Source organism: Burkholderia sp. WSM2230, from assembly GCF_000472445.1.
In the GTDB taxonomy this organism is placed as follows: Bacteria; Pseudomonadota; Gammaproteobacteria; order Burkholderiales; family Burkholderiaceae; genus Paraburkholderia.
Window position 1 is genome coordinate 54,834 of record NZ_AXAJ01000022.1, and the last position, 24,706, is coordinate 79,539.

Here is a 24,706-nt window from a genome sequence, read left to right on the forward strand (position 1 = left end):
GCACACTGCGCAATTTCGCAATTGCCGATGCCTGCGTCAAGCGGCAGCATGGCGTCACCTTATTGACCGGCCCGGCCTCGTTGCGGGGTTGCGGTGCAACATAATCCCTTTAGATGGGAAGGAGACGCTGATGTCCTACTTCGAACATATTCCCGAGATCCATTACGAAGGCCCGCAATCGGACAACCCGCTTGCGTACCGTCACTACGATAAGAGCAAAAAGGTGCTCGGCAAAACGCTCGAAGAACATCTGCGCATTGCGGTGTGTTACTGGCATACGTTTGTATGGCCCGGCGTGGACATTTTCGGCCAGGGCACCTTCAGGCGCCCATGGCAGCAGGCAGGCGACGCGATGGAAATGGCGCGTCTGAAAGCGGATGCCGCATTCGAATTCTTCTCGAAGCTGGGCACGCCCTACTACACCTTTCATGACACCGATGTCGCGCCAGAAGGCACGAACCTGAAAGAATACAGCGAGAACTTTTCCCGCATAGTGGATTACCTCGCGCGCAAACAGCAGGACGCGGGCATCAAACTGTTGTGGGGCACGGCCAATCTGTTTTCGCATCCGCGTTATGCGGCCGGCGCGGCGACAAGTCCGGACCCGGAGATTTTCGCGTTTGCCGCGACGCAGGTGCGCCATGCGCTCGATGCGACGCAACGGCTCGGCGGCGAGAACTATGTGTTGTGGGGCGGACGCGAAGGTTACGATACGTTGCTCAACACCGACCTTGTGCGCGAACGCGAGCAACTCGCGCGCTTTCTGCATATGGTGGTAGAGCATGCACACAAAGTTGGCTTCAAAGGCTCTCTGTTGATCGAGCCGAAACCGCAGGAGCCGACCAAGCATCAATACGATTACGACGTCGCCACTGTTCACGGCTTTCTGCTGCAATATGGGCTCGAGAAAGAAATTCGCGTGAATATCGAGGCCAATCATGCGACGCTTGCGGGCCACTCGTTCCACCATGAAATTGCAACGGCCTATGCGCTCGGCATCTTCGGCAGCGTGGACGCGAATCGCGGCGATCCGCAAAACGGCTGGGACACGGATCAGTTCCCAAACAGTGTGGAAGAACTCACGCTTGCGTTCTACGAGATTCTGCGGCACGGCGGCTTCACGACGGGCGGCATGAACTTCGACTCGAAAGTGCGCCGACAAAGCGTGGATGCGGAAGATCTGTTTTACGGCCACATCGGCGCCATTGATAACCTGGCGCTGGCGGTCGAACGCGCGGCCGTATTGATCGAGAACGACCGACTCGGTCAGTTCAAGCGTCAGCGTTATGCGGGCTGGGACGCAGACTTTGGGCGCAAGATTCTTTCCGGCGACTACTCGTTGTCAACCCTCGCCGCCGAAGCATTGTCGCGCGATCTGAATCCGCAGCATTCAAGCGGCCAGCAGGAACGCATGGAAAACATCGTCAATCAGGCTATTTATAGCGGACGCTAACGAGCATCGTTGCAATTGAAGAAAGCGCGCGAGCATACCTCGCGCCAAAACAAAAAGAAGCTTTGGGTTGTCGCTTGTCCGGACCTGCGGCTCGCAGCGCAGGCCGTCCAATCCGGTATTCCGGCTATCAGAAGAAGGAGACAGAGATGAAATTCGCAACGCGTCGTACTGTACTGAGTTCGCTCGTGTGTGGAGCGGTGCTGGCCAGCCTGTCGCTTGTCGCGCCGCTTGCGCACGCGAGCAAGGATCACCCTGAAATCGGCTTCTGTATCGACGACCTGCGCGTCGAGCGCTGGTCGCGCGATCGCGACTATTTCGTTGCCGCCGCGGAAAAGCTCGGCGCGAAAGTATCCGTGCAATCCGCGGATGCCAGCGAGGCACGGCAAATTTCGCAGATCGAAAACCTGATCTCGCGCGGCGTGGATGTGATCGTGATCGTGCCGTTCAATTCAAAGACGCTCGGCAACGTTGTCGCCGAAGCGCGAAAATCCGGAATCAAGGTGGTTTCGTATGACCGCCTGATTCTGGATGCCGACGTAGATGCCTACATTTCGTTCGACAACGAAAAGGTCGGCGAATTGCAGGCGCAAGGCGTGTTTCAGGCCAAGCCGAAGGGCAACTACTTTTTGCTTGGCGGTGCGCCGACCGACAACAACGCGAAGATGCTGCGCGAAGGACAGTTGAAGGTTCTAAAGCCGGCCATCGACAAGGGCGATATCAAGGTCGTAGGGCAGCAGTGGGTGCCCGAGTGGAGCGCGTCGACGGCGCTGCGCATAGTGGAAGATGCGCTGACCGCGAACAACAACAAGATCGACGCAATTGTCGCTTCGAACGACGGCACCGCAGGCGGCGCGATCCAGGCGCTCGCCGCTCAGAACATGGCGGGCAAGGTGCCGGTGTCGGGCCAGGACGCGGACCTTGCAGCAGTAAAGCGCGTGATTGCGGGCACGCAAACCATGACGGTATATAAGCCGTTGAAACTGATTGCGGGCGAAGCCGCCAAGCTTTCCGTTGCGTTGGCGAAGGGCGAAAAGCCGGCCTTCAATGCGCAGTACGACAATGGCAAGAAGAAGGTCGATACGGTGCTGCTGCAGCCCACGTTGCTGACCAAAGCCAACGTCGACGTGGTCGTCAAGGACGGCTTTTACACCCAGGCCCAGCTCGCGAGCCAATGACCGTAACGTGCGCGCGGCTTGCGCCGGTACGGCTATAGCGTACCGGCGGGGTCGCGCGCCTTGCAGCGAGGCATAGCGAATGACGCAACCGTTACTGACGATGCGCGGCATCGTCAAAGCGTTTTCAGGCGTGAAAGCACTCGACGGCATCGACCTGACGGTCGCGCCCGGCGAGTGTGTTGGCTTGTGCGGAGAAAACGGCGCAGGCAAATCCACGCTGATGAAAGTACTGTCCGGCGTTTATCCGCATGGTACCTGGGAAGGCGAAGTAACCTGGGAAGGCAAGCCGCTCAGAGCGGCGAGCATACGCGACACCGAGCGCGCCGGCATCATCATCATTCACCAGGAGCTGATGCTGGTGCCGGAATTGTCGGTGGCGGAGAACATCTTTCTCGGCAACGAAATCACGCTGCCGGGCGGCCGCATGAACTACGCCGCAATGTATCAACGCGCCGACGAATTGCTGCGCGAACTCGGCATTAGCGGAATCAACGCCGCACAACCGGTAATGAACTATGGCGGCGGGCACCAGCAATTAATTGAAATTGCCAAGGCGCTCAATAAACGCGCGAAGCTGCTGATTCTGGATGAACCGTCATCGTCGCTCACTTCCGCCGAGATCGCCATTCTGCTGGACATTGTGCGCGATCTGAAGCGGCGTGGCGTGGCGTGCGTCTACATCTCGCACAAGCTCGACGAAGTAGCCGCGGTTTGTGACACGATCAGCGTAATTCGCGACGGACGACACGTCGCCACCGAGCCAATGCACACGCTCACGACCGATCGCATCATTTCGATGATGGTCGGACGTGAGATAAAGAACCTGTTTCCGCGCGAGCCGCATCCCATCGGCGAAGTTATTTTTGAAGCGCGCAACGTGACCTGCTTCGACGTGACGAATCCGCGCCGCAAGCGCGTGAACGACGTGTCGTTCGCATTGCGGCGCGGCGAAATTCTCGGCGTGGCCGGCCTTGTCGGCGCCGGGCGCACGGAATTGATGCAGGCGGTTTTCGGCGCATATCCGGGCGCGAGCGAGGCGACCGTTGTGATGGAAGGCAAGCCTGTGAAGGTACGCGCGCCGATCGATGCGATTCGCGCAGGCATCGGCATGGTGCCGGAAGATCGCAAACGCCACGGCATCGTGCCGGGCCTCAGCGTGGGCCACAACATTACGCTTGCGGTGCTGCAGCGCTTCGCATCAGGTGGGCGTATCGATTCCGCGGCCGAGCTCGATACGATTCACACTGAAATGAAGCGGCTTTCAGTGCGCGCGGCTCACCCGATGTTGTCGATAGCGAGTCTTTCCGGCGGCAACCAGCAGAAGGCCGTGCTCACGCGCATGCTGCTGACCGATCCGAAAGTGCTGATACTCGACGAGCCCACACGCGGCGTCGACGTCGGCGCGAAATTTGAAATCTACAAACTCATCTTTCAACTGGCGCAGCGCGGCATGTCGATCGTGATGGTGTCGTCCGAATTGCCCGAAGTACTCGGTATCAGCGATCGTGTGCTCGTGATCGGCGAGGGCGAACTGCGTGGCGATTTCGTCAACGACGGTCTCACGCAGGAAGACATTCTCAGCGCCGCGATCCGTCCCGTGCAGCGAGTCCCGAACCCAACCGCAGCGAGTGCAGCATGACGCCCGACGTTACTTCCCAACGCGCCGACGATACCGCGCCACGAGGCGCATTCGGCGGCACCTTGCGCATTCAGCAACTGTTCGCGCGCTACAAGATTCTCGCGTTGCTGATTGCCGTGGCCGCGATCTGGATTTTCTTTTCGGTGCTCACGCACGGCGCGTTCGTGACGCCGCGCAATCTGTCGAATCTGCTGAGGCAAATGTCGATTACCGGCATGCTCGCGTGCGGCATGGTGTTCATCATCATCGCGGGCGAGATCGATCTGTCGGTCGGATCGCTGCTCGGTTTGCTCGGCGGCGTTGCCGCGATACTCGACGTGAACCGCCACTGGCCAATAGGCGTCACATTGCCGGTCGTCATGTTGCTGGGCGTGCTCGTCGGCCTCTTTAACGGATGGTGGTCGACGTACCGGCGTGTGCCTTCGTTCATTGTCGGTCTGGGCGGCATGCTCGCATATCGCGGCATTCTGCTTGGCGTGACAGGCGGCTCGACGATTGCGCCGGTGTCTGACAGCTTCGTGTTCGTCGGCCAGGGTTATCTGCCGAAACTCGCCGGCGATACGCTTGCTGTTGTGCTGTTTCTGCTGCTCGCGTTCCTGACGGTACGTCAGCGCCGCAATCGCGGGCGCTATCAGTTGAGCGTGGTGCCCATCTGGCAGGACGTCGCCAAGGTGGTTGGCGCCGGTGTGATTCTCGCTGGCTTTGTTGCGACACTCGACCGTTACGGCGGCATTCCGGTACCTGTTCTGCTGCTGCTCGCGCTGCTCGGCATTTTTACCTGGGTCGCCACGCAGACGGTGTTCGGGCGTCGCATCTACGCGGTCGGTTCGAATCTCGAAGCAACGCGTCTCTCGGGCGTCAATACGAATCGTGTGAAGCTGGCCATTTTCGCGCTGATGGGATTGATGTGCGCATTCGCCGGCATTGTGAACACGGCGCGGCTTGCGGCGGGTTCGCCGTCGGCGGGCTCGATGGGCGAACTCGATGCGATTGCCGCGTGCTTTATCGGCGGCACCTCGATGCGCGGCGGCTCGGGCACGGTCTACGGTGCGTTGATCGGCGCGCTCGTGATGGCGAGCCTCGACAACGGCATGTCGATGCTAGACGTCGATGCCTATTGGCAGATGATTGTGAAGGGCGGCATTCTCGTGCTTGCCGTGTGGATCGACGTAGTGTCGGGGTCGAACCGGCGGTGAGGCACCTGAGCAAAGTGGCGATTCACGCACGCCATTTAATGAAGCGCCCCACGGCATCGAATCGTCCCCCGTCAAGGGCCCATGTGCCCATGCCACGCGCACCCGGCTTCATCCGACGAATTTAAGTCCGCGCGCGCTCCTCCGTCTTACTAATATTGCGTGGGAACGCAGGGCGCGAACTGCGCCCTTGCAGCGTGTTACCGGCAGGTAAGCGGACGGGGCATCATCATGAAGCGCAGAACCTTCCTCATCGGCGGCGCGAGCGCGGTGGGCGCGTTGCTGATCGGCTGGTCGGTGCTGCCCGCGCGCCAGCGCCTCACTACAGAGGCGCCGTTGCCCGTCGAGGGCACACAAAGCGCACTCAACGGCTGGGTCAAGATCGCTGCGGACAACAGCGTGACCATCATGATGTGCAAGGCAGAAATGGGGCAGGGCGTTCACACCGGCCTCGCCATGCTGCTTGCCGAAGAACTCGACGCCGACTGGTCGCGCGTGCGTGTCGAGGACGCGCCGATCGACAACATCTATAACAGCGTGCAGAACGTGATCGACGATCTGCCGTTTCGTCCCGATCACGACAGCATCACGAAGCGCACGATTGTCTGGTATACGCGCAAAGTGGTGCGTGAAGCAGGCACGGTGATGACCGGCGGCTCCTCGAGCATCAACGATTTGTGGACGCCCATGCGCGAAGCCGGCGCCTCGGCGCGCGCGATGCTGATCGCCGCTGCAGCGGCGCAATGGCACGTGCCGCCCGGCGAGTGCAGCGCGCAAAGCGGCTACGTGATGCATCCATCGGGACATAAGGCGAGCTTCGGCGAGTTGTCGTCAATGGCGGCTCAGCAAGCGCTGCCCCGCAACGTCGCCTTGAAAGACCCCGCGAGTTTCACGCTCATCGGCAAACCGCTGCGCCGCATCGAGGCTGTTTCGAAGATCAACGGTACCGCGCGTTTCGGCATCGACGCGTTGCCGGACGGCCTGCTCTACGCGAGCGTCGTGATGTGTCCGACACTCGGCGGCACTGTCGCGAGCTTTGACGCGGCAGCAGCGGAGAAAATGCGTGGCTTCGTCAAGGCGCTCACTTTCGCGCCCTATGCGGGCGGCACCGGTGGCGTCGCGGTGATCGCAGACAACCCGTTTCGCGCCATACGGGCTGTCGACGCGCTCAAGGTCACATGGAAGCACGGCGCCGCGGCCTTGCTCTCGAGCGCGGAAGTGGAGCGCCGCCTCGCGCTCGCACTCGACGACGGAGACGGCTACGCGTACTACCGTCGCGGCGATATCAACGACGCGCTGAATGGCGCAGCGCGCACCATTGCTGCTGAATATCACGCGCCGTATCTCGCGCACGGTGCGGTCGAGCCGATCAATTGCACGGTGCAGGTCGCGGACGGCGCGGCGACCGTTTGGGTCTCCACGCAAATGCCAGCGCTTGCGCGGCATCATGTGGCAAAGGTGCTGCATATCGACGACGATAAAGTACAGGTACACGCGCAGTTGCTCGGTGGCGCGTTTGGACGGCGCCTCGAACTCGATTACATCGCACAGGCCGCGGCGATTGCGCGCGAGGCAGGTGGCCGTCCTGTGCAAACACTATGGTCGCGCGCGCAGGACTTTACACACGATTTTTATCGGCCGGCATGCGTATCGCGACTGAAGGCGGGCTTCGACAGTAACGGCACGCTCGTTGCATGGCACAGCGCGTCCGCAAGTCAGGCGATCGTGCCCGAAGCGCTCGCACGGTACTACGGCGTGCCGCGTATTCCGATCGACAAGACCACGGTCGAAGGCGCATTCGATCAGCCCTACGAATGGCTGGCCGCGCGCGTCGCGCACAAAATCGTGGAACTGCCGGTGCCCGTTGGATTCTGGCGTTCGGTTGGCCACTCGCATCAGGCGTTCTTCACAGAGAGCTTTATCGATGAACTCGCCGCGGCCGTCGATCAGGACCCCGTTGCATTTCGTGTCGCGCTGCTTGTGCAGCATCCGCGGCATCGGGCTGTTTTGCAGCGAGTGGCTGCATTGTCCGATTGGCAGCATCCGTTGACGCATGCCGCCGACGGCGCGCCGCGTGCGCGCGGCGTCGCGCTGCACGAGGCGTTTGGCAGCGTGGTGGCGCAGGTCGCGGAAGTATCGATTGGTGTCGAACGACGGATTCGCGTGCATCGCGTGGTCTGTGTGATCGATTGCGGCTTGCCGGTGAACCCGAATCTGATTCGTCAGCAGATGGAGAGCGGAATCGTATTCGGCCTCTCTACCGCGTTGCAGGACGAGATCACAATCGTGAACGGCCAGGTCGAGCAAAAGAACTTTTTCGACTTTCCGGTTGTGCGGATCAACGATTGCCCGGTGATCGAAGTCGACATCATGCCGAGTCAGTTGCATCCGCAAGGAGTTGGCGAACCTGGCGTGCCGCCGATTGCACCCGCTGTTGCCAATGCGGTCTTCGCACTGACCGGCAAGCGCCTGCGCACCTTGCCCTTGAAACTCACATAAAGCCGGAGACGCGCATGGGATCGCTACACATCAACGGACGCGCTGTGGCCGTGCAAGTGGAACCCGAGATGCCGCTATTGTGGGTACTGCGTTGCGAACTCGGCATGACGGGTACGAAATTCGGCTGCGGCGTCGGCATTTGCGGAGCCTGCACGGTGCACCTGAACGACAAGCCGTGCCTGTCGTGTCAGACGCCCATGTCGAGCGTGAACACGCAGAAAATCACGACCATAGAAGGACTGCAAGGTGCAGAAGCACAAGCATTGAAGGCCGCGTGGATCGATCTGGATGTCGTGCAATGCGGCTATTGTCAAAGCGCGCAACTGATGGCCGCTTGCGCGCTGCTGAAACAGAAGCCGCACCCCACGGATGCGGATATCGACGCGGCCATGAGCAATATTGTTTGCCGTTGCGGCACATATCCGCGTGTGCGCGCCGCGATTCATCAAGCGGCGAAGCGCCGGCCCGCGTAGGCCGGCGCTTCGCGCGAAAGCAACGCTTAGCCCGCCAGGATTTCGAGCACGGCCACCACGGCCGTAAAGATGCCGATGCATCCGCCCAATGCTGCTGCGCTTTTCATGAACGACGACATACCTTGGCCTCGTAACGTGTGGTTGGTGGCAGGTATTTAACCGTAAATGAAAGGCAAAAGAAAGTTGGTCAAAAATAAAACGTAAGCATTGGGTGATGCGGCTACGGTGCCGTGGTATGCGCCGCTGCGCTCGGAGCCGCGGGCGCGGGCGTGGGTTGAGGGTTCTGTTGCCAGCCGCCGCCGAGCGCGAGGAAGAGATTGACCTGGTCGATGGCCACCTGGCCTTCAGCAGCGGCGACCTGCGATCTTGTCGACGTCAGCGTGCGCGTCGCGTCCAGATCGGAAATGAAGGACTCGCGGCCCGCGCGATACAGCCGGTGCGTTTCGTCGGCGGATTGCGCTGCGGATTTCAGCGCGGCGCGCAGGGACTCAGCGCGTGCGTAGTCGGAGGCATAAGTAGCGAGACTGGTTTCGGTTTCGCGCAATGCGGTCAGCACGACGCCGTCGAAACGCGCCAGCGCGACCTGGCTCGACGCCTGTGCTTCGCGCACGCGGCCGCGCGCGCCGTTCGCGGGAAAGGTCCAGCTGATCAGCGGACCGAAGCCCCAACGCGCGGTTGGCGAGGTGCCGAGATCTTCGAGAACACCCGTCAAACCCGCCGATGCGCCGATGCTCACGGTCGGATATAGCGCGCCGGTCGCCACGCCAATGCGTGCCGTGGATGCCGCCAGTTGACGCTCGGCCTCGCGCACGTCCGGCCGGCGTTTGAGCAGCGCGGCGCCGTCGCCGACGGGAATCGGCTGGCGAATCTGCGGCAGCTTCTCGCAAGCGAGAACGGCGGGTGGCAAGTCGGACGGCGCTCGCGCAAGCAGCGCCGCGAGCCGGTATTGCGCGATCTTGCGACGCGCGCCGTAACGCGGAATATCCGCGGACAACGTGTCCACCTGCGTTTGCCCGCGCGTGACTTCGGTCTGATTGCCCCGGCCCGCGTCGCGCAGACGGCGCGATACGTCCACTCGCTGTCTTTGCAACGCGAGCGATTGCTGCGCGATTTTCAGTTCCTCGGCCGCGGAGCATTGTTCGACGTAGGCACGCACCACGTCCGCGACCACCGTGATTCGCGCGAGATCGCCCGCCGCCCGGACGGCCTCGGTGTCGGCTTGCGCTGCTTCCACGCCGCGCCGCAGCTTGCCGAACAGGTCGATCTCGTACGCGACGCTGATGCCGACGTCGCCTTCGTTTGCAACCGGCAATTTCTCGGTCAGCAAATATTGTTCTGCCGACTCCTGCGCGCGCTGGAACGCCGCCGACGCCTTGCCTGAAAAACCGCCTTGCGCTTGTGCGACGCCGAGCGCCTCGCGTGAGCGCGCAAGATTGGCGGCGGCCACGCGCAAGTCGGTGTTGGATTGCAGTGCTTCGTCGACGAGACTGTTCAGCACCGGATCGTCGTAGAGCTTCCACCACACGGCGGGCACGTCGGCGCGCGAGATCAGCGCCGCGTCGGCGCCTTCGATGGGCGCATTGGCGAGCGGCGCGTTGACGAGCGCGTCTTTCGGCAGCGAATAGTTCGGCCCGACATTCATGCAGCCGTTGAGCAACACGGCGAGCGGCAGCAGCGCGAGCGCGCGAGGAAACAGCCTGGACGGCAGGGAGCGCGGCAGTTTCATTGCGAGCCGCCCGATGCGACGGCAGCCGATGCAGACCGCGCAGCGGAGACACTCGAAGCCCCCGAAGCCCCTGAAGCCCCCGCCGCATGCGAAGCGCGCGCATTGCTCGCATCGCGCACCGACACCGTGGCAGTGCGCCCCGCGATCATGCGGAAATCGGCGGGTACTTCGTCTAGCGCGACGCGCACCGGAATGCGCTGCGCGAGCCGCACCCAGCTAAAGGCCGGATTCACGTTCGGCAGCAGATTCGTGCCCTGGGTACGGTCACGGTCCTCGATACCCGCGACGATGCTCTGCACATGGCCACGCAGCACGCGCGGCTCGCCCATCACGCTGATGTCGACCGGTTGCCCGATGTCAATGCCGCCAAGCTTGGTCTCCTCGAAGTAGCCGTCGACGCGAAACGAATGCATGTCCACGACCGAAAGCACGGCGCGCCCTGCTGCGACGAATTCGCCGGCACGCGGCGCGCGGTCGTTCAGGTAACCGTCGACGGGGCTCACGATGGTCGCGCGTTGCAGATTCAGCTTCGCCGTGTCGATTGCGACGTTCGCGTCGGCGAGTGCCGCTTCTGCCTGGTCGACTCGCGAACGGCTCTCTTCCGCCACCTCGGCGGCAACCAGGTTGCCGAGCTTGCGATTGCGCGCATCTTCGCGGCGCGCCTGATCGAGCGTGGCGCGGCGTTGCTGCAAGGTGGCCTGCGCCTGACGCAGTGCGAGCGTATAACGCGCCTGGTCGATGACGAACAGCACCTGGCCTTGCCTGACCTGCTGGTTGTCCACCACTTCGACCGACGAGATCAGCCCCGACACATCGGGTGCGACCTGGATTACGTCGGCGCGCACGTGTCCGTCGCGAGTCCACGGCGCGAACATGTAGTAGCCGATCAGCTTCCACAACACCAGCGCGGCAGCCACGACGACGATCAGGGTCAGCAGGATCCGACCCACGGAGAACCAGGTTTTTTTCACGTTGATTTCACGAAACGAGTCTGTGCGAAACGACGACGACAAGGCCCAGCACCAGCACATAGATGCCGAGATCGAAGATGGAGCGATGCCACACGAAGCGGTAAAAGCCAACGCGCGCGAGCACCGTGCGAATCGCGAGGTTGATCAGATAGGCGACCAGCATCAGCACGAGCACGGCCGGCACGAATACGCCGAAGATGTCTATTTCACCGATCATCGCGGGACAGGGGCAGAAGTATTGGGCGGCACATCAGGCACTGGCCTCGCGTGCGGGCGGCGTGGCTGCTTGCAGCGTGGCCGGAAAGAGCGATAGACGCAAGCCGATCAGCGCATGCAGCGCGTCGCGCAAGTGGCGTGCCGAGGTTTGCGAGGTAGGGCTCGGCGCGCCGGCATTCGCGAGCCCTTGCGAGGTGACGCGCGCGACGGCCGTGTCGATGGACGACATCAGGCTGTCGGGCACGGGCTCGCGCGTGCGGCGGTTCACGCAGCTTTCGTAATAGGCACGCACGCCGTCGAGCACCTGTTCGATCGCGACCGGCGCCTCGCCGCCGAGCTTGCGCGCGAGACGGCGCAGATCGATGGAATTGAAGGCGATACGCAGATCGCGAAAACTCTCGATAGAAGGATGGCGATGGTCGTCGGTCGCGCCGAGCCGCGGGATCAGCTGCATGAGGCGGTCCAGCATGCGCGCCGCGTGATTGCGCGGATCTTCGATAGGCCGCGTGGACGCGGTCAACGCGACGTCGGTCCAGCTCGAACGCAACAGGCGAGCCGCCGCGAGTTCGGCGCCGAACGGGCGCGTGACGCGAGTCCACAGATACGCATACAGCAGCCCGGCGAGGCCCGCCAGATTGCTGTTCATGAAGATCAGGAAGTTGGCGTCGTACGCGTCCTGAATGCTGATGAACGTGGCGGTATTCACGGCGACGAGCACCGTAACCATATTGAACTGCGGGCGCGGAATCAGCGTGCCCACAAGAATAAACGGCGCGGCGAACAGGATCACCAGCATCGGAAAGTCATGCACGTGCGGCAAGACGGCGAACAGATACACGCCTGCGGCCACTACGCTGACAGCCGTGGCAACGAAGAAGCGGAACACCATCGGCGCGGGTTCGTCGAGCGCGGCGAAGAAGCAGCACGCGACCGCCGCGAGCGTCACCGCGCTTGCGCCGTCCGCCCAGCCCGAAGCGATCCACAGACTGCACGCGAGAATCACGGCCGCTGCCGTCGAGCCGGTCGAGAACAGCATCATGCCGCGATCGAAGAAGCGTTCGGTGCCGCCGAGCCGCCAATGGCGAAAGCGCGGCCGCCAGAAGCCTTCTTCGCGCGTGATGATGATGCGCAGCGAGCGACAGTCCTGCCATACGTCGATCACCTGCTTCATGCGCCACAGCGCGCTCGAGAGCAGCGCGCCTTCCCACGTCGTGAGCGCGGCGGGCGGCGGCTGCATTGCGGCAATGCGCTCGCGCAGCGCGTTCGCCGCCGGGTCCGGATGATAGCCCGCGCTCGCGGCGGGCAGCGGCCCGTTGAACCACTTGACTATGTCGGCAAGCAGCGCTTCCAGCCCTTCGGGCCATTTGTGGCTGCCGCTGTTGTAGAGCGCGATGAGCGGATCGGCAAGGGCAGACATGAGCGGCAAGAGCAACTGCATGCGTCCGCGAAGTTCGTGCGCGCGTGTCAAAAGGTCAGGGCGCGTGTGGTCGTACGCGAGCTGACTGAGCAGCAATTCCAGACCGTTGATGGTGGCCGCGAGCCGCTGCCGCGCACCGGAAATCGCCGCGCCCGCGATGCGTCCCGACAGCGTTTCTGTCGCGTAGAACGCGGCGTCGCGAAACCATGCATCCGTTCGTTCGATGATGGTCGGCGCGAGCCGGCTTGGCAACACCACGCTGCCCACGATGCTCGCGCACACAATGCCGAGCGTGATTTCTTCGGTGCGGCTGACGGCGAGATCGAACACGCCTGCCGGATTCGTGACGGCGGGCAGTGCGATGATCGGCATCGTGTAGCTCGCGAGCAGGAACACGTAGCTGCGCGCGGTGCGGTCCGAGATCGCAAAAAAGAGCAGCGTGCCGACCCACAGCGCGAGGATCACGCTGAACAGATAGGGCGATTCGACGAAGGGCGGCACGAGCAGCACAGCCGCCGACGCGCCGAGCACGGTGCCGAGCGCGCGATAAATCGCCTTCGAGCGAGTGGCGCCGACGAACGGATTCGACACGATGTACACCGTCGCCATCGCCCAGTACGGCCGCGGCAGTTCGAGAGCGAGGCCGATATACAGCGCGATCATCGCGGCGGCGAAGGTCTTGACCGAGAAGAGCCAGTCGCGAACGGAAGGGTAGATCATCGCGCGTTACGCCGGACTTTGAGCGCTGCGCGACGCGGTTTGGCGCGTTGGGCTTTGACTGGCCTGGTGGATTTTGCCGGCTCCGCTCTACTCGCGGCGTTCGCGGCGTTCGCGGCACGCGCGGTAGTCGCGGCGCGTGCAGCGCTAGCAGCGTTCGCGGCTTGCGATTCTTCGGGGGAATTGGCGGTGAACGCGGTCAGCACGCGCAGGGTAGCTTCGAGATCGCTGCGCGAAATGCCTTTGAGAGCCTGCGCGCGCAGTGTCACGAGTTCGTCTTCCATCTTCTGCGTCACGGAGCGGCCTTCCTGAGTCAGCACCACGGTTTTCGCGCGCCGGTCCGCGGGGTCCTCGTCGCGGCGCATCAGGCCCGCCGCGCAGAGCTGATCGAGCAGACGCACCAGCGAAGGCCCTTCAATGCCGATGTAGTCGGCCAGTGTGACCTGACGGACCGCCTCGCCAAGCCGGCTCGCGGTAAGGAGCGGCGTGGCGCACGCCTCCGACACATTAAACGCAGAGAGCACGCCATGACTCGTGCGCCGCCACTTGCGGGCAGCAATCACGAGCGTGCCGCTCACTTTGCGGCGCAGGGCGTCGAGATTCGTCATGGCCGGTATTCTATTTCCAAAACAATCGTTAGCAAACTATCGAATTGGAAATTTTTTGCCGCGCGGGTGAAGCATGTGTTTCAGGCAATCAGTCCGAGCCGGATGCTCCGTGCGAGGTCGTCGAGCTGGAAAGGCTTGCGCAATACCGTGCAGCGTTCCACTGCAAGACCGGATATGTCGACGTCGGCGTAACCGGTGGCGAGGATCACCGGCAGATCGCTGCGCATCTTGCGCGCTTCCGCGATCACGTCGATGCCGTTCATGCCGGGCATCGCGAAGTCGACCATCAGCAGGTCCGGGTTGTCGTCTGCGAGACGGTTCAGGCCGGCGCGGCCGTCGGCGGCTTCTGTCACGTTATAGCCGAGCATTCTGAGCGACTCCACCAGCATGGCACGCACTTCGCTGTCGTCTTCTATCACGAGCACGCGTTTTTCGCCGACGGCCTTCGCTTCTGTATCCGATGTCTCGGCATTGTGCGGCGCGACGCGCTCGCGCATCGGCAGCCACAGTTCAACCGTGGTGCCGACGCCTTCCTCGCTGACGAGCCGCGCCGTGCCGCCGGCCTGGCGCGCAATGCCGTACACCTGGCTCAAGCCGAGGCCGGTTCCCTTGCCGATCGGCTTCGTCGTAAAGAACGGATCGAACACGCGGGTCACGATGTCGGGCGGGATGCCGGAGCCCGTGTCGACGACTTCGATCACGACGTAGCGGCCTTCGGCAAGTGTCTGGTCGGGCGCCGGACGTTCCTTCACGCGAACGCTCAACTGGCCGCCGCCGGGCATCGCGTCGCGCGCGTTGATCGCGAGATTCAGCACGGCAAGCTCCAGCTGGTTCGCGTCGGCCTGCGTCCACATCTCGTCGCTTTCGAATTCGTTGCTGTAGCCGATACCCGATCCGAGCGACACGGTGATGATGTCGCGCATGCCTTGCAGCAACGCGACCACGTCGACGGCTTTCAGATCCAGGTTGCTGTTGCGCGAGAAGGTGAGCAACTGGCCCGTCAGTTTGGCGCCGCGCTCGGTTGCGCGCTTGACTGTCGCGGCCATGCTGCGAACACGCTCGTCGCCGCTGACGCGTGCGATCAACTCCGAGTTGACCATGATGACGTTCAGCAGATTGTTGAAGTCGTGCGCGATGCCGCCCGTGAGCTGCCCGAGCGCTTCCATTTTCTGCGATTGCACGAGCACGGCCTGCACCTTGGCGCGCTCGTGGATCTCCATCATCAGCCGGTTGTTGGCCGAAGCCAGTTCGTGAGTGCGTTCGGCGATCCTGCTTTCAAGCGAATCGTTTAGCTGGACTAACGCTTCCTGCGCCTCGATGCGCTCGGCCAGATGGCGGCGCGATTCATATTGCCGCGCGCGCGCCCGCAGCCCCGAAGCTACCGCTCGCCGCAGCGTCTCCGAGTTCAGCGGACGTTCCAGCACGACCACATTGCCAAGCCGTTCCAGCACTTCGAGTCCGCGTGCCGAGCGATGGCCGATGCCCGTCGCCGCGAGCAGAATCAAGGGAAAGTCAGACCATGCCGGCTGGTGTTCGAGCCATTCGAATAGACGCGTCGCGCGTTTGTCCGCTAGCGCTTCTTCGGCGATCAGCGCGCTGCCCGCGCCCGCTTCGAGCGCTTCGGTGAGCGCGTCCGCATCGCGGCAGGCGAGACATACGCGGCTGTCCTTGTTCAGGACCTCGGCAATGACGTCGGCGTCGCGGCCAAACGGCGCGAGAATCAGGACGCGTTGCTCCATGAGCTTACTGCCGCGATGTTTCGATGACGTGATCCCTCGCGCCGAGCAGCGCGGTGCTGCCGCGATAAGCCGGCAGCCCCGAGAGCACGCCTTCGAAGTCGCGCAGCGCTTCGCCCACTTCGACGCCTTTCGCCGTCAGCCTGAACTGGCGGATCGAGCGCTCATGCGCGTTCGCGCGACTCTTGACGGCAGTCACGGCGGTCAGCACTTCGCCGTGGTGTTCAAAGTAACGGAACAGAATGACGACGTCGCTAAGGTAGCTGATGTCGATATCGCTTTGAATTTCGCCGATGATTCCGTGCTGCCCCAGCACGAGCATCGTGACAATGCCTTGCTGGTTCAGATAGCCGAGCAGTTCATGCATCTGCAGCAGCAGGTAGCGTTCGCCGGGCATGGCTTGCAGGTAGGCGTTCAGGCTATCGATCGCGACGTATTTCACGCCCTTCTGTTCGACAGAGATGCGAACGTCGCTCGCGAATTCGCCGGGTGAGATTTCGGCCGGATCGATCTGGCGCAGCGTAAGCAGTCCGCTATCGACATACGGTTGCAGGTTCATGCCCACCGTCGCGCAACGCGCGATCAGCGTGACGAGCGTTTCGTCGAAGACGTAATAAACGCAGCGTTCGCCTCGTTCGAGAGCGGCAATCAGGCACGAAACCACCGTGGTGGTTTTGCCGACGCCCGACGGGCCGACTATCAGCGCGTTGGTGCCCGGTATCAGCCCGCCGCCCAAGAGCGTGTCGAGGCCCGCGGTACCGGTGCTCGTCATCTCGGTGTCGAAGTCCGCGTGATGCTCGGCGGCGACAAGGCGCGGATAGACCTTGATGCCGCCGGTGTCGAGTGAAAAGTCGTGATAGCCCTCGCGGAATTTGATGCCGCGCATCTTCGCAATGCGCACGCGACGCCGGTTGCCGCCGTAGTCGTGCACGACGTTGTCGAGCGTGATCACGCCGTGCGCGATGCTATGCAACTGGATGTCGGACGGATCGGACGTGTTGTCGTCGAGCAGCAGCACCGTGCACTCGCGCGTGGCGAAATAGCGCTTTAACGCGAGAATCTGCCGCCGGTAGCGCAGCGCGTTCTGCGACAGCAGGCGCAACTCGGACAGACTGTCGAGCACGATGCGCGAGGGCTTGATTTGTTCGACTTGCTGGATCACGTTGCGCACGGTTTCGCCGAGTTCGACTTCCGCCGGGTGCAGCACGGTTTGCTCGAATTGCGGATCGAGGCCTTCGTCGGAGAGCAACTCGAGAATGTGGAACTGGCTCAGGTCCCAACCGTGGCTGTCGGCTACCGAAATCAATTCGGACCGCGTTTCGGACAGCGTAATGTACAGACCTACCTGGCCTTCCTCGACCCCTTCGAGTAGAAATTGCAAGGCCAGGGTAGTTTTACCCGTACCGGGCGCGCCTTCCACGAGATACATGCGGTGCGGCGTCAAGCCGCCTCCGAGGATGTCATCGATTCCCTCGATCCCCGAGCGAAGACGGTCAGGCGTGTAATTGGCTTTTGACATAGCGGTGGGTGATTATGGATCGAGTAATGGACTGAAGGTCAGTCAGCCGGTATCGCCAGAATGCAAGTTGCATGCCTATCTGCGCCAACACGTATTTGACATTTCGGCAAGGGCATGCGGCGTGCTCGCGCCGTGATGATCTGTCATCTTGAGGACGCGGACGATATGAAGACCAGTCAGCTACTTGCTACCGCGCTCGTGTGTGCGTCGCTCGGCGGCCTTATGCCCTGTGCCGCGAATGCCGATGATTCGCCGAGCCCTTGTTCATCGTTAAAACGTATCGTGGCGGCCGCGCCGGGTGGACTCGCCTCGCTGAGCGCGGACGACGGCAAAGGCGTCGCCGAACCTTATGGCGACGACGCGCAATGCGCTGCCGCGCACAGCAGCTACCAGTGTGTGTGGACGCCGCATCGCGATACAGGCACGACGGCCGATGCGTTGCAGGCCGTTGCCGCCGACATTGCCTCGTGTCTGCCGGACGCGACGCACGACCAGAATTCGCCGGGACGTCAGCACTTTTATGTCGGCGCGCCGGGCAAGCGGACGGAAATCACCTTGACGTCTGCCGGTTCGGGCAAGCTGCGCTTGTCGGTGTCCGGCAAATAACGTTGCACATGCAACCAGACTTACGATGACGCCGGCCACCAGGTCCAGCCCCGCTGTCGCGAGTGCTGCATTTCGACGGCGGTGAGCGGCGCGATTTCGATGCGCGAGAAGATGGCCGGGGACGCGCCGAGCACATGCACGATAGCGGCGCGGATCACCGGCGCATGCGTGACGGCGACGACATTGCGCGTGTGGGACAACGCGGTGTCCCGCGCGTTGTCCGGCGCAACGCGCGGTGCCTCGAGTGAGTCAAGCGCGCCAGCTGCATCGAGCCATCTGCCGATCCGCTTCACCACCTGAGCGAACGATTCGCCGCCGTGAGGGGCGGCATCGGGATCGCGCGTCCATGCTGCCAGCGCGCTCGGCATTTGCGCTGCGAGGTCGTTCAGGCGTTGGCCGCGCCAGTGGCCGTAGTCGAGATCCGCGAGCGCTGCGTCTGCCTGTGCAGTCAGGCCGAGCGCCAGCATGGTTTCGCGTGCGCAGAGGGCGGGGCTCACGAAGGCGGTTGCATCGTCCGATATGGGCAGGCTCGAGCGCGCGGCTTGCGCTTCCCGGAAGCCGCGTGCGTCGAGCGCGTCGTCGGCGGGAAAACGGCCCGCGCGCATGGCCGCGGTCGGTGCATGGCTGATCAGCAGCAGCCGTAGGTTCATTCGTGTGCTTCCGTGAAAACGCGCTTGCGTCGGGCCGCGATAGCGGGCCCCGAAGTTTAGCGCGTAGAATAGCCGCACTGCGAGGCGCGGAAGCCGGTGAGAGCCCGGCGCGGTCGCGCCACTGTAATCGGCATCGCAAGCCGAAAGCCAGACCTGAGCTTCGCAGCATTCCTTCGCAATCGACTACGGGGCGCGTTACCCCAGGAGATGTCCATCATGACTGAAGCTGTTTTCGATTCCGCCAGCCAGCCGGCTATTCAGCCCACGCCGATTCCCTTGCGTGAGCTTTTGCCTTGGGCCATATTCGGCGGATTGCTGCTGTTGCTCGCGCTATATTTTGTCGGCGCGGAGCAGGGCGCTACTTCCATCTTTCCTGGCATGTACGTGCATGAGTTCGTGCACGACGGCCGCCATCTGCTCGGCTTTCCCTGCCACTAACGGAGCAGAACATGGTCGGTAAGTTGTTGTTGCGCGGGATGCTCGCAGGCATCGCCGCGGGGCTGCTCACGTTCGCGTTTGCTCGCGTGGTGGGCGAGCCGCAGATCAATCAGGCGATTGCTCTGGAAGAAAACGCCGGCGACCCGGGCGGCGCTGCGCATGAGCACGAACATGCGCATCAGCCTGCCAATGCGCATGAGCATTCGCATGAAGAGGAACTGGTCAGTCGCGAAACGCAAGCCGGTTGGGGTTTGCTGACCGGCGTGGTCGTGTACGGCGCGGCATTCGGCGGATTGTTCTCGCTGGTGTTTGCTTACGCGTATGGGCGAGTGGGCGCGATCAGCGCGCGTGCGTTGTCGGCGTGGCTTGCGCTAGGCGCTTTTGTGGCGCTGGTGATCGTGCCGAACATCAAATATCCAGCGAATCCGCCGGCGGTTGGCACGCCCGAGACTATCGGCACGCGCACGGGCTTGTTCTTTCTGATGATCGCGATTTCCCTTGCCGCGCTGGTGTTTTCGCTGAAAGTTCGGCGGCGGGCCGCGATGAAGTTCGGTGCATGGAACGGTTCGATCGTGGGTGCGCTTGTGTTCATCGCCATCATTGCTGTCGTGCAGACGGCGATGCCGGCTATCGACGAAGTGCCGGCCGGTTTCCCCGCCGCGCTGCTGTGGCAATTCCGTGTGGCCGCGCTCGGCATGCAGGCGATCATGTGGGCCACCATCGGCCTGCTGTTCGGCGCGATTGTCGAGCGGAGTTCGTTTATGCGGGTGGATGGCAGGCGGGCGAGGGTGCCGATGGTTTGAAGGGCGTTCGTGGAGCGAGCTGGGCGTAACAGGTAGATGGTTGCGCGCGCGTGCAGCGGGATGGAAGGTAAACGCGTCAAGTACTTGGTGCGGTTGTGCGGTGGTTGTCCACAGGCCTTTCAACAAAAACTGTGGACAAGCTTCGTTTCGCCGCGCTACACCCGCGCACTCCTCACGCCGCATCGTGAAAAATAACCCCCAACGTATGTCGCCGCCCTGACCGCAAGCGGCTCACCCCATGCCGCAAATTCACGCGATAAGCCCCGCGCGTACCCTGCACCGGCCGATGATGAACCGCGAACACCACAGCGTCCCCCTTGCGCAGCGGCACGACTTCAGTGCGTGACTGCATCCGCGGTCGCTGCTCTGTCATCACGAATTCGCCGCCGGTGAAGTCCTCGCCGGGTTCGGACAGCAGGATTGCCACCTGCAGCGGGAACACGTGCTCGCCGTAAAGATCCTGATGCAGGCAGTTGTAGTCGTCGGTTGCATATTGGAGAATCAGCGGTGTGGGACGCGTCTGGCCGGCAGCATGACAGCGCTCGATGAACTCCGCGTGTGCCGCGGGATAACGGATGTCGATTCCCATCGCCTCGTTCCAGCGATTCGCCACCGGCACGAGATGCGGATACAGTTCGCGGCGCAGCCCCGCAATCAACGGCGGCAACGGATATGCGAAGTACTTGTATTCACCGCGGCCGAAGCCGTGCCGCGCCATCACCACGCGGCTGCGGTACAACTCGTCGCGCGGATACAGCGCGCTGAGGGCATCACATTCACGTGCAGTCAATAGCTCGCGCAGCATCGCGCAGCCATAGCCGTTCAGTTCCTGCTCGACGTTGAACCAGTCGATCGCCTCTATGCGGCGCACAAGCGAACTCGTGGCGACACGATTGTGCGACGGCGCCGCTTCCGTTTGGTGAACCGGCTGCGTCGAGTGCGCGCGCTGATGTTTCGCCACCGTATTCATGAGTGTCTCCATCGACGATTTTCGAACGATGATTTGAGTGTAAGCGCGTCTTTCAGGCCGCGCACTCCGACTCTTGCTCTGCAATTCGCATTGCTTCGTGCGAAATAAGCGACGGTCGAGATTGGCCAACTCCTGGAACATAAGTCATCACCAACTCTATACAACTGAAAACCAAAGCCGCGCGTAATGAAAACGGAACTGCGTATAGGTAGCGTGCGTTAGTTGAAGCGATATTGCCGCGCATCACCAACGAAAATAGCCCAACGAAAACAGCGAGACGATCCGTGTGCCGATGCGCAAAGCCGGCGAACTCACGCTCGTCAAGACGTTTGTGATGCCTTGAGACGCGCGTTGTTGCAGGTTCCGTTGCAAGCGGCTCGCTGCGCTTCAAGCATCTGCGTGCAGCGTCCGAAAACCGTGCGGGCTCAGGCACTTGGGTAACTCTTGCGCAGGATATCCACAGGCTTCTGAACAATTTCTGTGGACAAAGGCAGCGTAGTCGAGAGTGTTATTTGCTCGCCTTCGTGCGAGGTGTCCGCGCTTGCACTTACTGTCCCTTACAGAGGGTCAAGTTTCAGCCGATGTGGGTCGATAGAACCTGTAACCGGCTTTGCGCCGAATGCCTTGAAGAAATGAACGGAGGTCGCAATGAATATCGACAGCGCGTTGCCGTCGACACCACAAGCCACTTCTCGCGCAGCCAGGAACGCTTCTTCATCTGTTACCGCCGGCGATGACGCTGCGCCGTCCGCTGCGTCGAACGCGTCTTCACAGGACGCGGCTGTGCAAATCTCCAGCGAAGGCGCCGCTGCGGCGGCTCAGGACGTGGCTACCGCCGACGGCGCGGACGCAGCTGATACGGCAGGCGAGAATGGGGCGGCCTCCGATCCGTCGGCGGTGAAGTCGTTTGCATATGGCACGCTGGGACTCGAACGGCCCGATCAGCCGCACGAAGAGCGCAATGCTTTCTACACCGCGGGACGTTGGCTCGCGGCGGGCATCACCCTTGGCGGGATCATCTCACTGCTTATCTGAAACTGCGGGAGTAACGGACTGCAGGGACGTGGAGACTTCAGGCGGGGCGCGCTTGCCATGCACGGTGCACGGCAAGCGCGATGATGCGGAAACTGCTTAGCGGTCGAGGAACGACTTCAGACGATCGGCGCGGCTCGGATGCATCAGCTTGCGCATGGCCTTGCTCTCGATCTGGCGAATGCGCTCACGCGTCACATCGAACTGCTTGCCCACTTCTTCGAGCGTGTGATCCGACTTCGTGTTGATGCCGTAGCGCATACGCAGCACCTTTGCTTCGCGCGGCGACAGCGAGTCCAGCGCGTCGTCGATGGCGGCGCGCAAGTCAGCCTGCATTGCCGCATCCGCCGGCGACGAAGCCGCCGAGTCTTCGATCATGTCGCCGAGCGTGGCGTCGCCGTCGTCGCCAACAGGCGTTTCCATGGACACCGGCTGCTTCGCGATCTTCAGGATGCCGCGCACTTTCTCTTCCGACAGATCCATGCGCTCGGCCAGCACCGACGGATGCGCTTCCTGACCGGTCTGCTGCAGGATCTCGCGCGAGATGCGGTTCAGCTTGTTGATCGTCTCGATCATGTGCACCGGCACGCGGATGGTGCGCGCCTGGTCGGCGAGCGAACGCGTCACGGCCTGACGGACCCACCACGTGGCGTACGTGGAAAACTTCCAGCCGCGGCGATATTCGAACTTGTCCACCGCTTTCATCAGGCCGATGTTGCCTTCCTGAATGAGGTCGAGGAACAGCATGCCGCGGTTGACGTACTTCTTCGCGATGGAAATGACGAGACGCAGATTGGCTTCGATCATCTCGCTCTTCGCCTTGCGCATCTTCGACTCGGCCGCGACCATCTGACGGTTGATCTCTTTCAGATGCTTGAGCGGCAGCGAAACGGTGGCCTCGATGTCGATCAGTTTCTGCTGTTCCGACTGAATGGCCGGCAGGTGGCGCTCGAGCGCCGCACCGTACGACGTGTTGCCGCGCGCCGCGCGCTCGGTCCAGCCGAGGTCGGCTTCATGACCCGAGAAGGATTCGATGAACTTCTCGCGCGGCATGCCGCTCTTCGTAACGACGATTTGCAGAATGTTGCGTTCGATCGCGCGGACCTGCGCGACCTGATGCTGCACGTCGCCGCACAGGCGGTCGATGGTGCGCGCCGTGAAGCGAATTTTCGCGAGATGCTGCTGGATCTCTTCGCGCGCCTTTTGATACGCCTTCGAGGTCACGTCGCCGCGTGTATGCGACGCGTTCATGCGGTCGTACAGAATGCCGACCTGCGCGAAAATTTCGAGGCAGTCGCTCGTGAGTTGCTTAAGGCGTGCTTCGTCCGCCGCCGAGGAGTCGGCCGGGCCGACGTCGTCGTCGCTATCGCTGTCTTCTTCTTCGTCCGTGTCCGCATCGTCGTCTGACGCCGAGTCGGCGCTGGCGGTTTCTTCTTCGGCGGCGACGTTGTCTTCGTTCAGGCCGTCCACCAGCTCGTCGATGCGCAGCTCGCCGTCTGCAACCTGCTGGGCGCTCGCGAGAATCGCGGAAATGGCGAGCGGGCAGCCGGCGATGGCCTGCACCATTTCGTGCAGACCGTCTTCAATACGCTTCGCGATGGCGATTTCGCCTGCACGCGTGAGCAGTTCGGTCGCGCCCATTTCGCGCATGTACATGCGCACCGGGTCGGTTGTGCGGCCGAACTCGGAGTCCACCGTCGACAACGCGACTTCCGTTTCTTCGTCCGCCTGATCGTCGGAAACGACAGCGGGCGCGTTCGAGTTCAGCAGCAGCGTTTCAGCGTCGGGGGCCTGCTCATAGACCTGCACGCCCATGTCGTTGAACGCGCTGACGATGCTGTCGATCGCCGCCGTCTGCGCGAAGTTGTCGGGCAGGTGGTCGTTGATCTGCGCGTGGGTCAGGTAGCCTTGCTCCTTGCCCAGCTGGATGAGCGCGCGCATCTGGCGCTGACGCTCTTCCGCTTGCTGCGGCGGCAGCTCGGCCGCCACGGGGATCGCTTTGCCCGCGCCCTTGCCCTTCGGCGTACGGCCCGACGGAGCCTTCGTGTAGGCGGCGGTTTCGTGTTGCGAATCTTCGCGATCAAAAGGGTTCACGTATTCTCCTCTAGAGGCTTCGCTATGAGACGCAAGACGCGACCGTCAGGCGTTTCGAGCATGGCTCAACATCACCTGAGTGACTCAACGCGGTTATATGGCTGTGTGCTCTGGGGAGCAAAAAAGATGAGCCCGCTTGGAGCGGGCCGATAGAATGTGCGAAATTCGCGCGGCTCGCATTATATACGAGCTTGCGCGTTCGCGCGCGTTGTGCGCAGCAATTCGTCGCAGGTTGTTGCCAGTCTTCGTGCTGTGCCTGACTGGGCGGGCGGCGAGGCCGTGTAAAAAAAGTTGCGGCAACAACGAGCGCTCGTGACGGACCGCGGAGTCACAACTATAGACTAACTTGCCCGTTCTGACATGAGTGCGTGCTTGTGTCTGCTCAGGCGCGCGCACCCTCTATATGTAGCGCGACGTTTTTTTCCCATCGATGGGCGCCTCATGAAAGAAAAATTCGCAGAAGAGGCTTGACGACTTGTCACTCCCTCTTCATAATCTCGTTTCTCTGCTGCTGATGCAGCGGCGCAGAACGAAGCAGTGCCGGGTAGTTGAAACAGGCGCTTGCGGAGTATGCGAACCGATCTTTAAAAACTAACAGCCGATAAGTGTGGGCGCTTGATGNGCGACGCGAGCCGGGTTCTTCGGAGCCGGGCGTTAAAGCGAAAGTATCAAGTCTCACACAGTAATGAAAGGAAGGTTTTTCTGTCGGAAGATGGAGAGATCATTCGTCAGTACGTTGAGTGAGCGACCGGTCTCGGAAGAGACCGAAAA

20 protein-coding genes are annotated in these 24,706 nt (G+C 62.2%); 10 read left to right on the top strand and 10 right to left on the bottom strand.

Going from position 1 to position 24,706, the window contains the following annotated elements; genetic code table 11:
• Positions 1-130 precede the first annotated feature (130 nt).
• The 6 genes from xylA to A3AC_RS0127700 all read left to right on the top strand — a co-directional run bounded on the left by xylA (position 131) and on the right by A3AC_RS0127700 (position 8,432).
• Positions 131-1,453: a xylose isomerase gene (gene xylA, locus A3AC_RS0127675; RefSeq protein WP_025602716.1), complete on the top strand. Its 1,323-nt coding sequence runs from the start codon at positions 131-133 to the stop codon at positions 1,451-1,453.
• 146 nt (positions 1,454-1,599) lie between these two features.
• Entirely contained in the window at positions 1,600-2,628 is a 1,029-nt protein-coding gene (gene xylF, locus A3AC_RS0127680) for a D-xylose ABC transporter substrate-binding protein (protein WP_025602717.1), read from the top strand.
• Between the two features lie 79 nt (positions 2,629-2,707).
• Positions 2,708-4,267 carry a D-xylose ABC transporter ATP-binding protein gene (gene xylG, locus A3AC_RS0127685; RefSeq protein WP_025602718.1) on the top strand — a complete coding sequence of 520 codons (1,560 nt, stop codon included), beginning with the start codon at positions 2,708-2,710 and terminating at the stop codon, positions 4,265-4,267.
• On the top strand, positions 4,264-5,463 hold the full coding sequence (locus A3AC_RS0127690) for a sugar ABC transporter permease (protein ID WP_025602719.1): 1,200 nt from the start codon (positions 4,264-4,266) through the stop codon (positions 5,461-5,463). The genes xylG and A3AC_RS0127690 overlap by 4 nt, the downstream gene beginning before the upstream one ends.
• A 228-nt stretch (positions 5,464-5,691) precedes the next feature.
• Positions 5,692-7,959, top strand: a complete 2,268-nt coding sequence (locus A3AC_RS0127695; protein ID WP_198018038.1) for a xanthine dehydrogenase family protein molybdopterin-binding subunit — start codon at positions 5,692-5,694, stop codon at positions 7,957-7,959.
• Positions 7,960-7,973: 14 nt separating this feature from the next.
• Positions 7,974-8,432: a (2Fe-2S)-binding protein gene (locus tag A3AC_RS0127700; RefSeq protein ID WP_025602721.1), complete on the top strand. Its 459-nt coding sequence runs from the start codon at positions 7,974-7,976 to the stop codon at positions 8,430-8,432.
• A 220-nt stretch (positions 8,433-8,652) separates the two neighbouring features.
• Here the strand turns inward: A3AC_RS0127700 and A3AC_RS0127710 are convergent, their stop codons facing one another.
• From A3AC_RS0127710 to A3AC_RS0127740, 7 genes are all read right to left on the bottom strand, one after another.
• The gene (locus A3AC_RS0127710) at positions 8,653-10,158 is read right to left on the bottom strand and encodes an efflux transporter outer membrane subunit (protein WP_025602722.1); all 1,506 of its coding nucleotides are present in this window, start codon (positions 10,156-10,158) and stop codon (positions 8,653-8,655) included.
• Complete coding sequence (locus tag A3AC_RS0127715; RefSeq protein WP_025602723.1) at positions 10,155-11,129, bottom strand: efflux RND transporter periplasmic adaptor subunit; 975 nt, start codon at positions 11,127-11,129, stop codon at positions 10,155-10,157. The genes A3AC_RS0127710 and A3AC_RS0127715 overlap by 4 nt, the downstream gene beginning before the upstream one ends.
• A 7-nt stretch (positions 11,130-11,136) precedes the next feature.
• Positions 11,137-11,346 (bottom strand): DUF1656 domain-containing protein, encoded by a 210-nt coding sequence (locus tag A3AC_RS0127720; RefSeq protein ID WP_013341883.1) that lies wholly within the window; start codon positions 11,344-11,346, stop codon positions 11,137-11,139.
• Positions 11,347-11,379: 33 nt separating this feature from the next.
• Entirely contained in the window at positions 11,380-13,482 is a 2,103-nt protein-coding gene (locus A3AC_RS0127725; protein WP_025602726.1) for an FUSC family protein, read from the bottom strand.
• The gene (locus A3AC_RS0127730; RefSeq protein WP_025602727.1) at positions 13,479-14,087 is read right to left on the bottom strand and encodes a MarR family winged helix-turn-helix transcriptional regulator; all 609 of its coding nucleotides are present in this window, start codon (positions 14,085-14,087) and stop codon (positions 13,479-13,481) included. Before A3AC_RS0127730 ends, A3AC_RS0127725 begins: the two co-directional genes overlap by 4 nt.
• A gap of 80 nt (positions 14,088-14,167) precedes the next feature.
• The gene (locus A3AC_RS0127735) at positions 14,168-15,826 is read right to left on the bottom strand and encodes an ATP-binding protein (protein ID WP_025602728.1); all 1,659 of its coding nucleotides are present in this window, start codon (positions 15,824-15,826) and stop codon (positions 14,168-14,170) included.
• Positions 15,827-15,830: 4 nt separating this feature from the next.
• Complete coding sequence (locus A3AC_RS0127740) at positions 15,831-17,342, bottom strand: ATPase domain-containing protein (RefSeq protein ID WP_025602729.1); 1,512 nt, start codon at positions 17,340-17,342, stop codon at positions 15,831-15,833.
• A gap of 165 nt (positions 17,343-17,507) precedes the next feature.
• Here A3AC_RS0127740 and A3AC_RS0127745 point away from each other — a divergent pair, with 165 nt between their 5' ends.
• Positions 17,508-17,948, top strand: coding sequence for a hypothetical protein (locus tag A3AC_RS0127745; RefSeq protein WP_025602730.1), 441 nt, complete (start codon positions 17,508-17,510; stop codon positions 17,946-17,948).
• Positions 17,949-17,968: 20 nt separating this feature from the next.
• On the opposite strand, the gene A3AC_RS0127750 is transcribed toward A3AC_RS0127745, so the two are convergent.
• Positions 17,969-18,598: a histidine phosphatase family protein gene (locus A3AC_RS0127750; protein WP_025602731.1), complete on the bottom strand. Its 630-nt coding sequence runs from the start codon at positions 18,596-18,598 to the stop codon at positions 17,969-17,971.
• 216 nt (positions 18,599-18,814) lie between these two features.
• Between A3AC_RS0127750 and A3AC_RS0127755 the strand changes: the two genes are divergently transcribed.
• Entirely contained in the window at positions 18,815-19,036 is a 222-nt protein-coding gene (locus tag A3AC_RS0127755; protein WP_025602732.1) for a CbtB domain-containing protein, read from the top strand.
• An 11-nt stretch (positions 19,037-19,047) separates the two neighbouring features.
• Positions 19,048-19,839: a CbtA family protein gene (locus A3AC_RS0127760; protein ID WP_025602734.1), complete on the top strand. Its 792-nt coding sequence runs from the start codon at positions 19,048-19,050 to the stop codon at positions 19,837-19,839.
• Between the two features lie 172 nt (positions 19,840-20,011).
• On the opposite strand, the gene A3AC_RS0127765 is transcribed toward A3AC_RS0127760, so the two are convergent.
• Positions 20,012-20,809: a 2OG-Fe(II) oxygenase gene (locus A3AC_RS0127765; protein WP_025602736.1), complete on the bottom strand. Its 798-nt coding sequence runs from the start codon at positions 20,807-20,809 to the stop codon at positions 20,012-20,014.
• 648 nt (positions 20,810-21,457) lie between these two features.
• On the opposite strand from A3AC_RS0127765, the gene A3AC_RS0127770 reads away from it, so the two are divergent.
• Entirely contained in the window at positions 21,458-21,844 is a 387-nt protein-coding gene (locus tag A3AC_RS0127770) for a hypothetical protein (RefSeq protein WP_025602737.1), read from the top strand.
• Positions 21,845-21,940: 96 nt separating this feature from the next.
• Here the strand turns inward: A3AC_RS0127770 and rpoD are convergent, their stop codons facing one another.
• Positions 21,941-23,935: an RNA polymerase sigma factor RpoD gene (gene rpoD / locus A3AC_RS0127775; RefSeq protein ID WP_025602738.1), complete on the bottom strand. Its 1,995-nt coding sequence runs from the start codon at positions 23,933-23,935 to the stop codon at positions 21,941-21,943.
• Between the last annotated feature and the right edge of the window lie 771 nt (positions 23,936-24,706).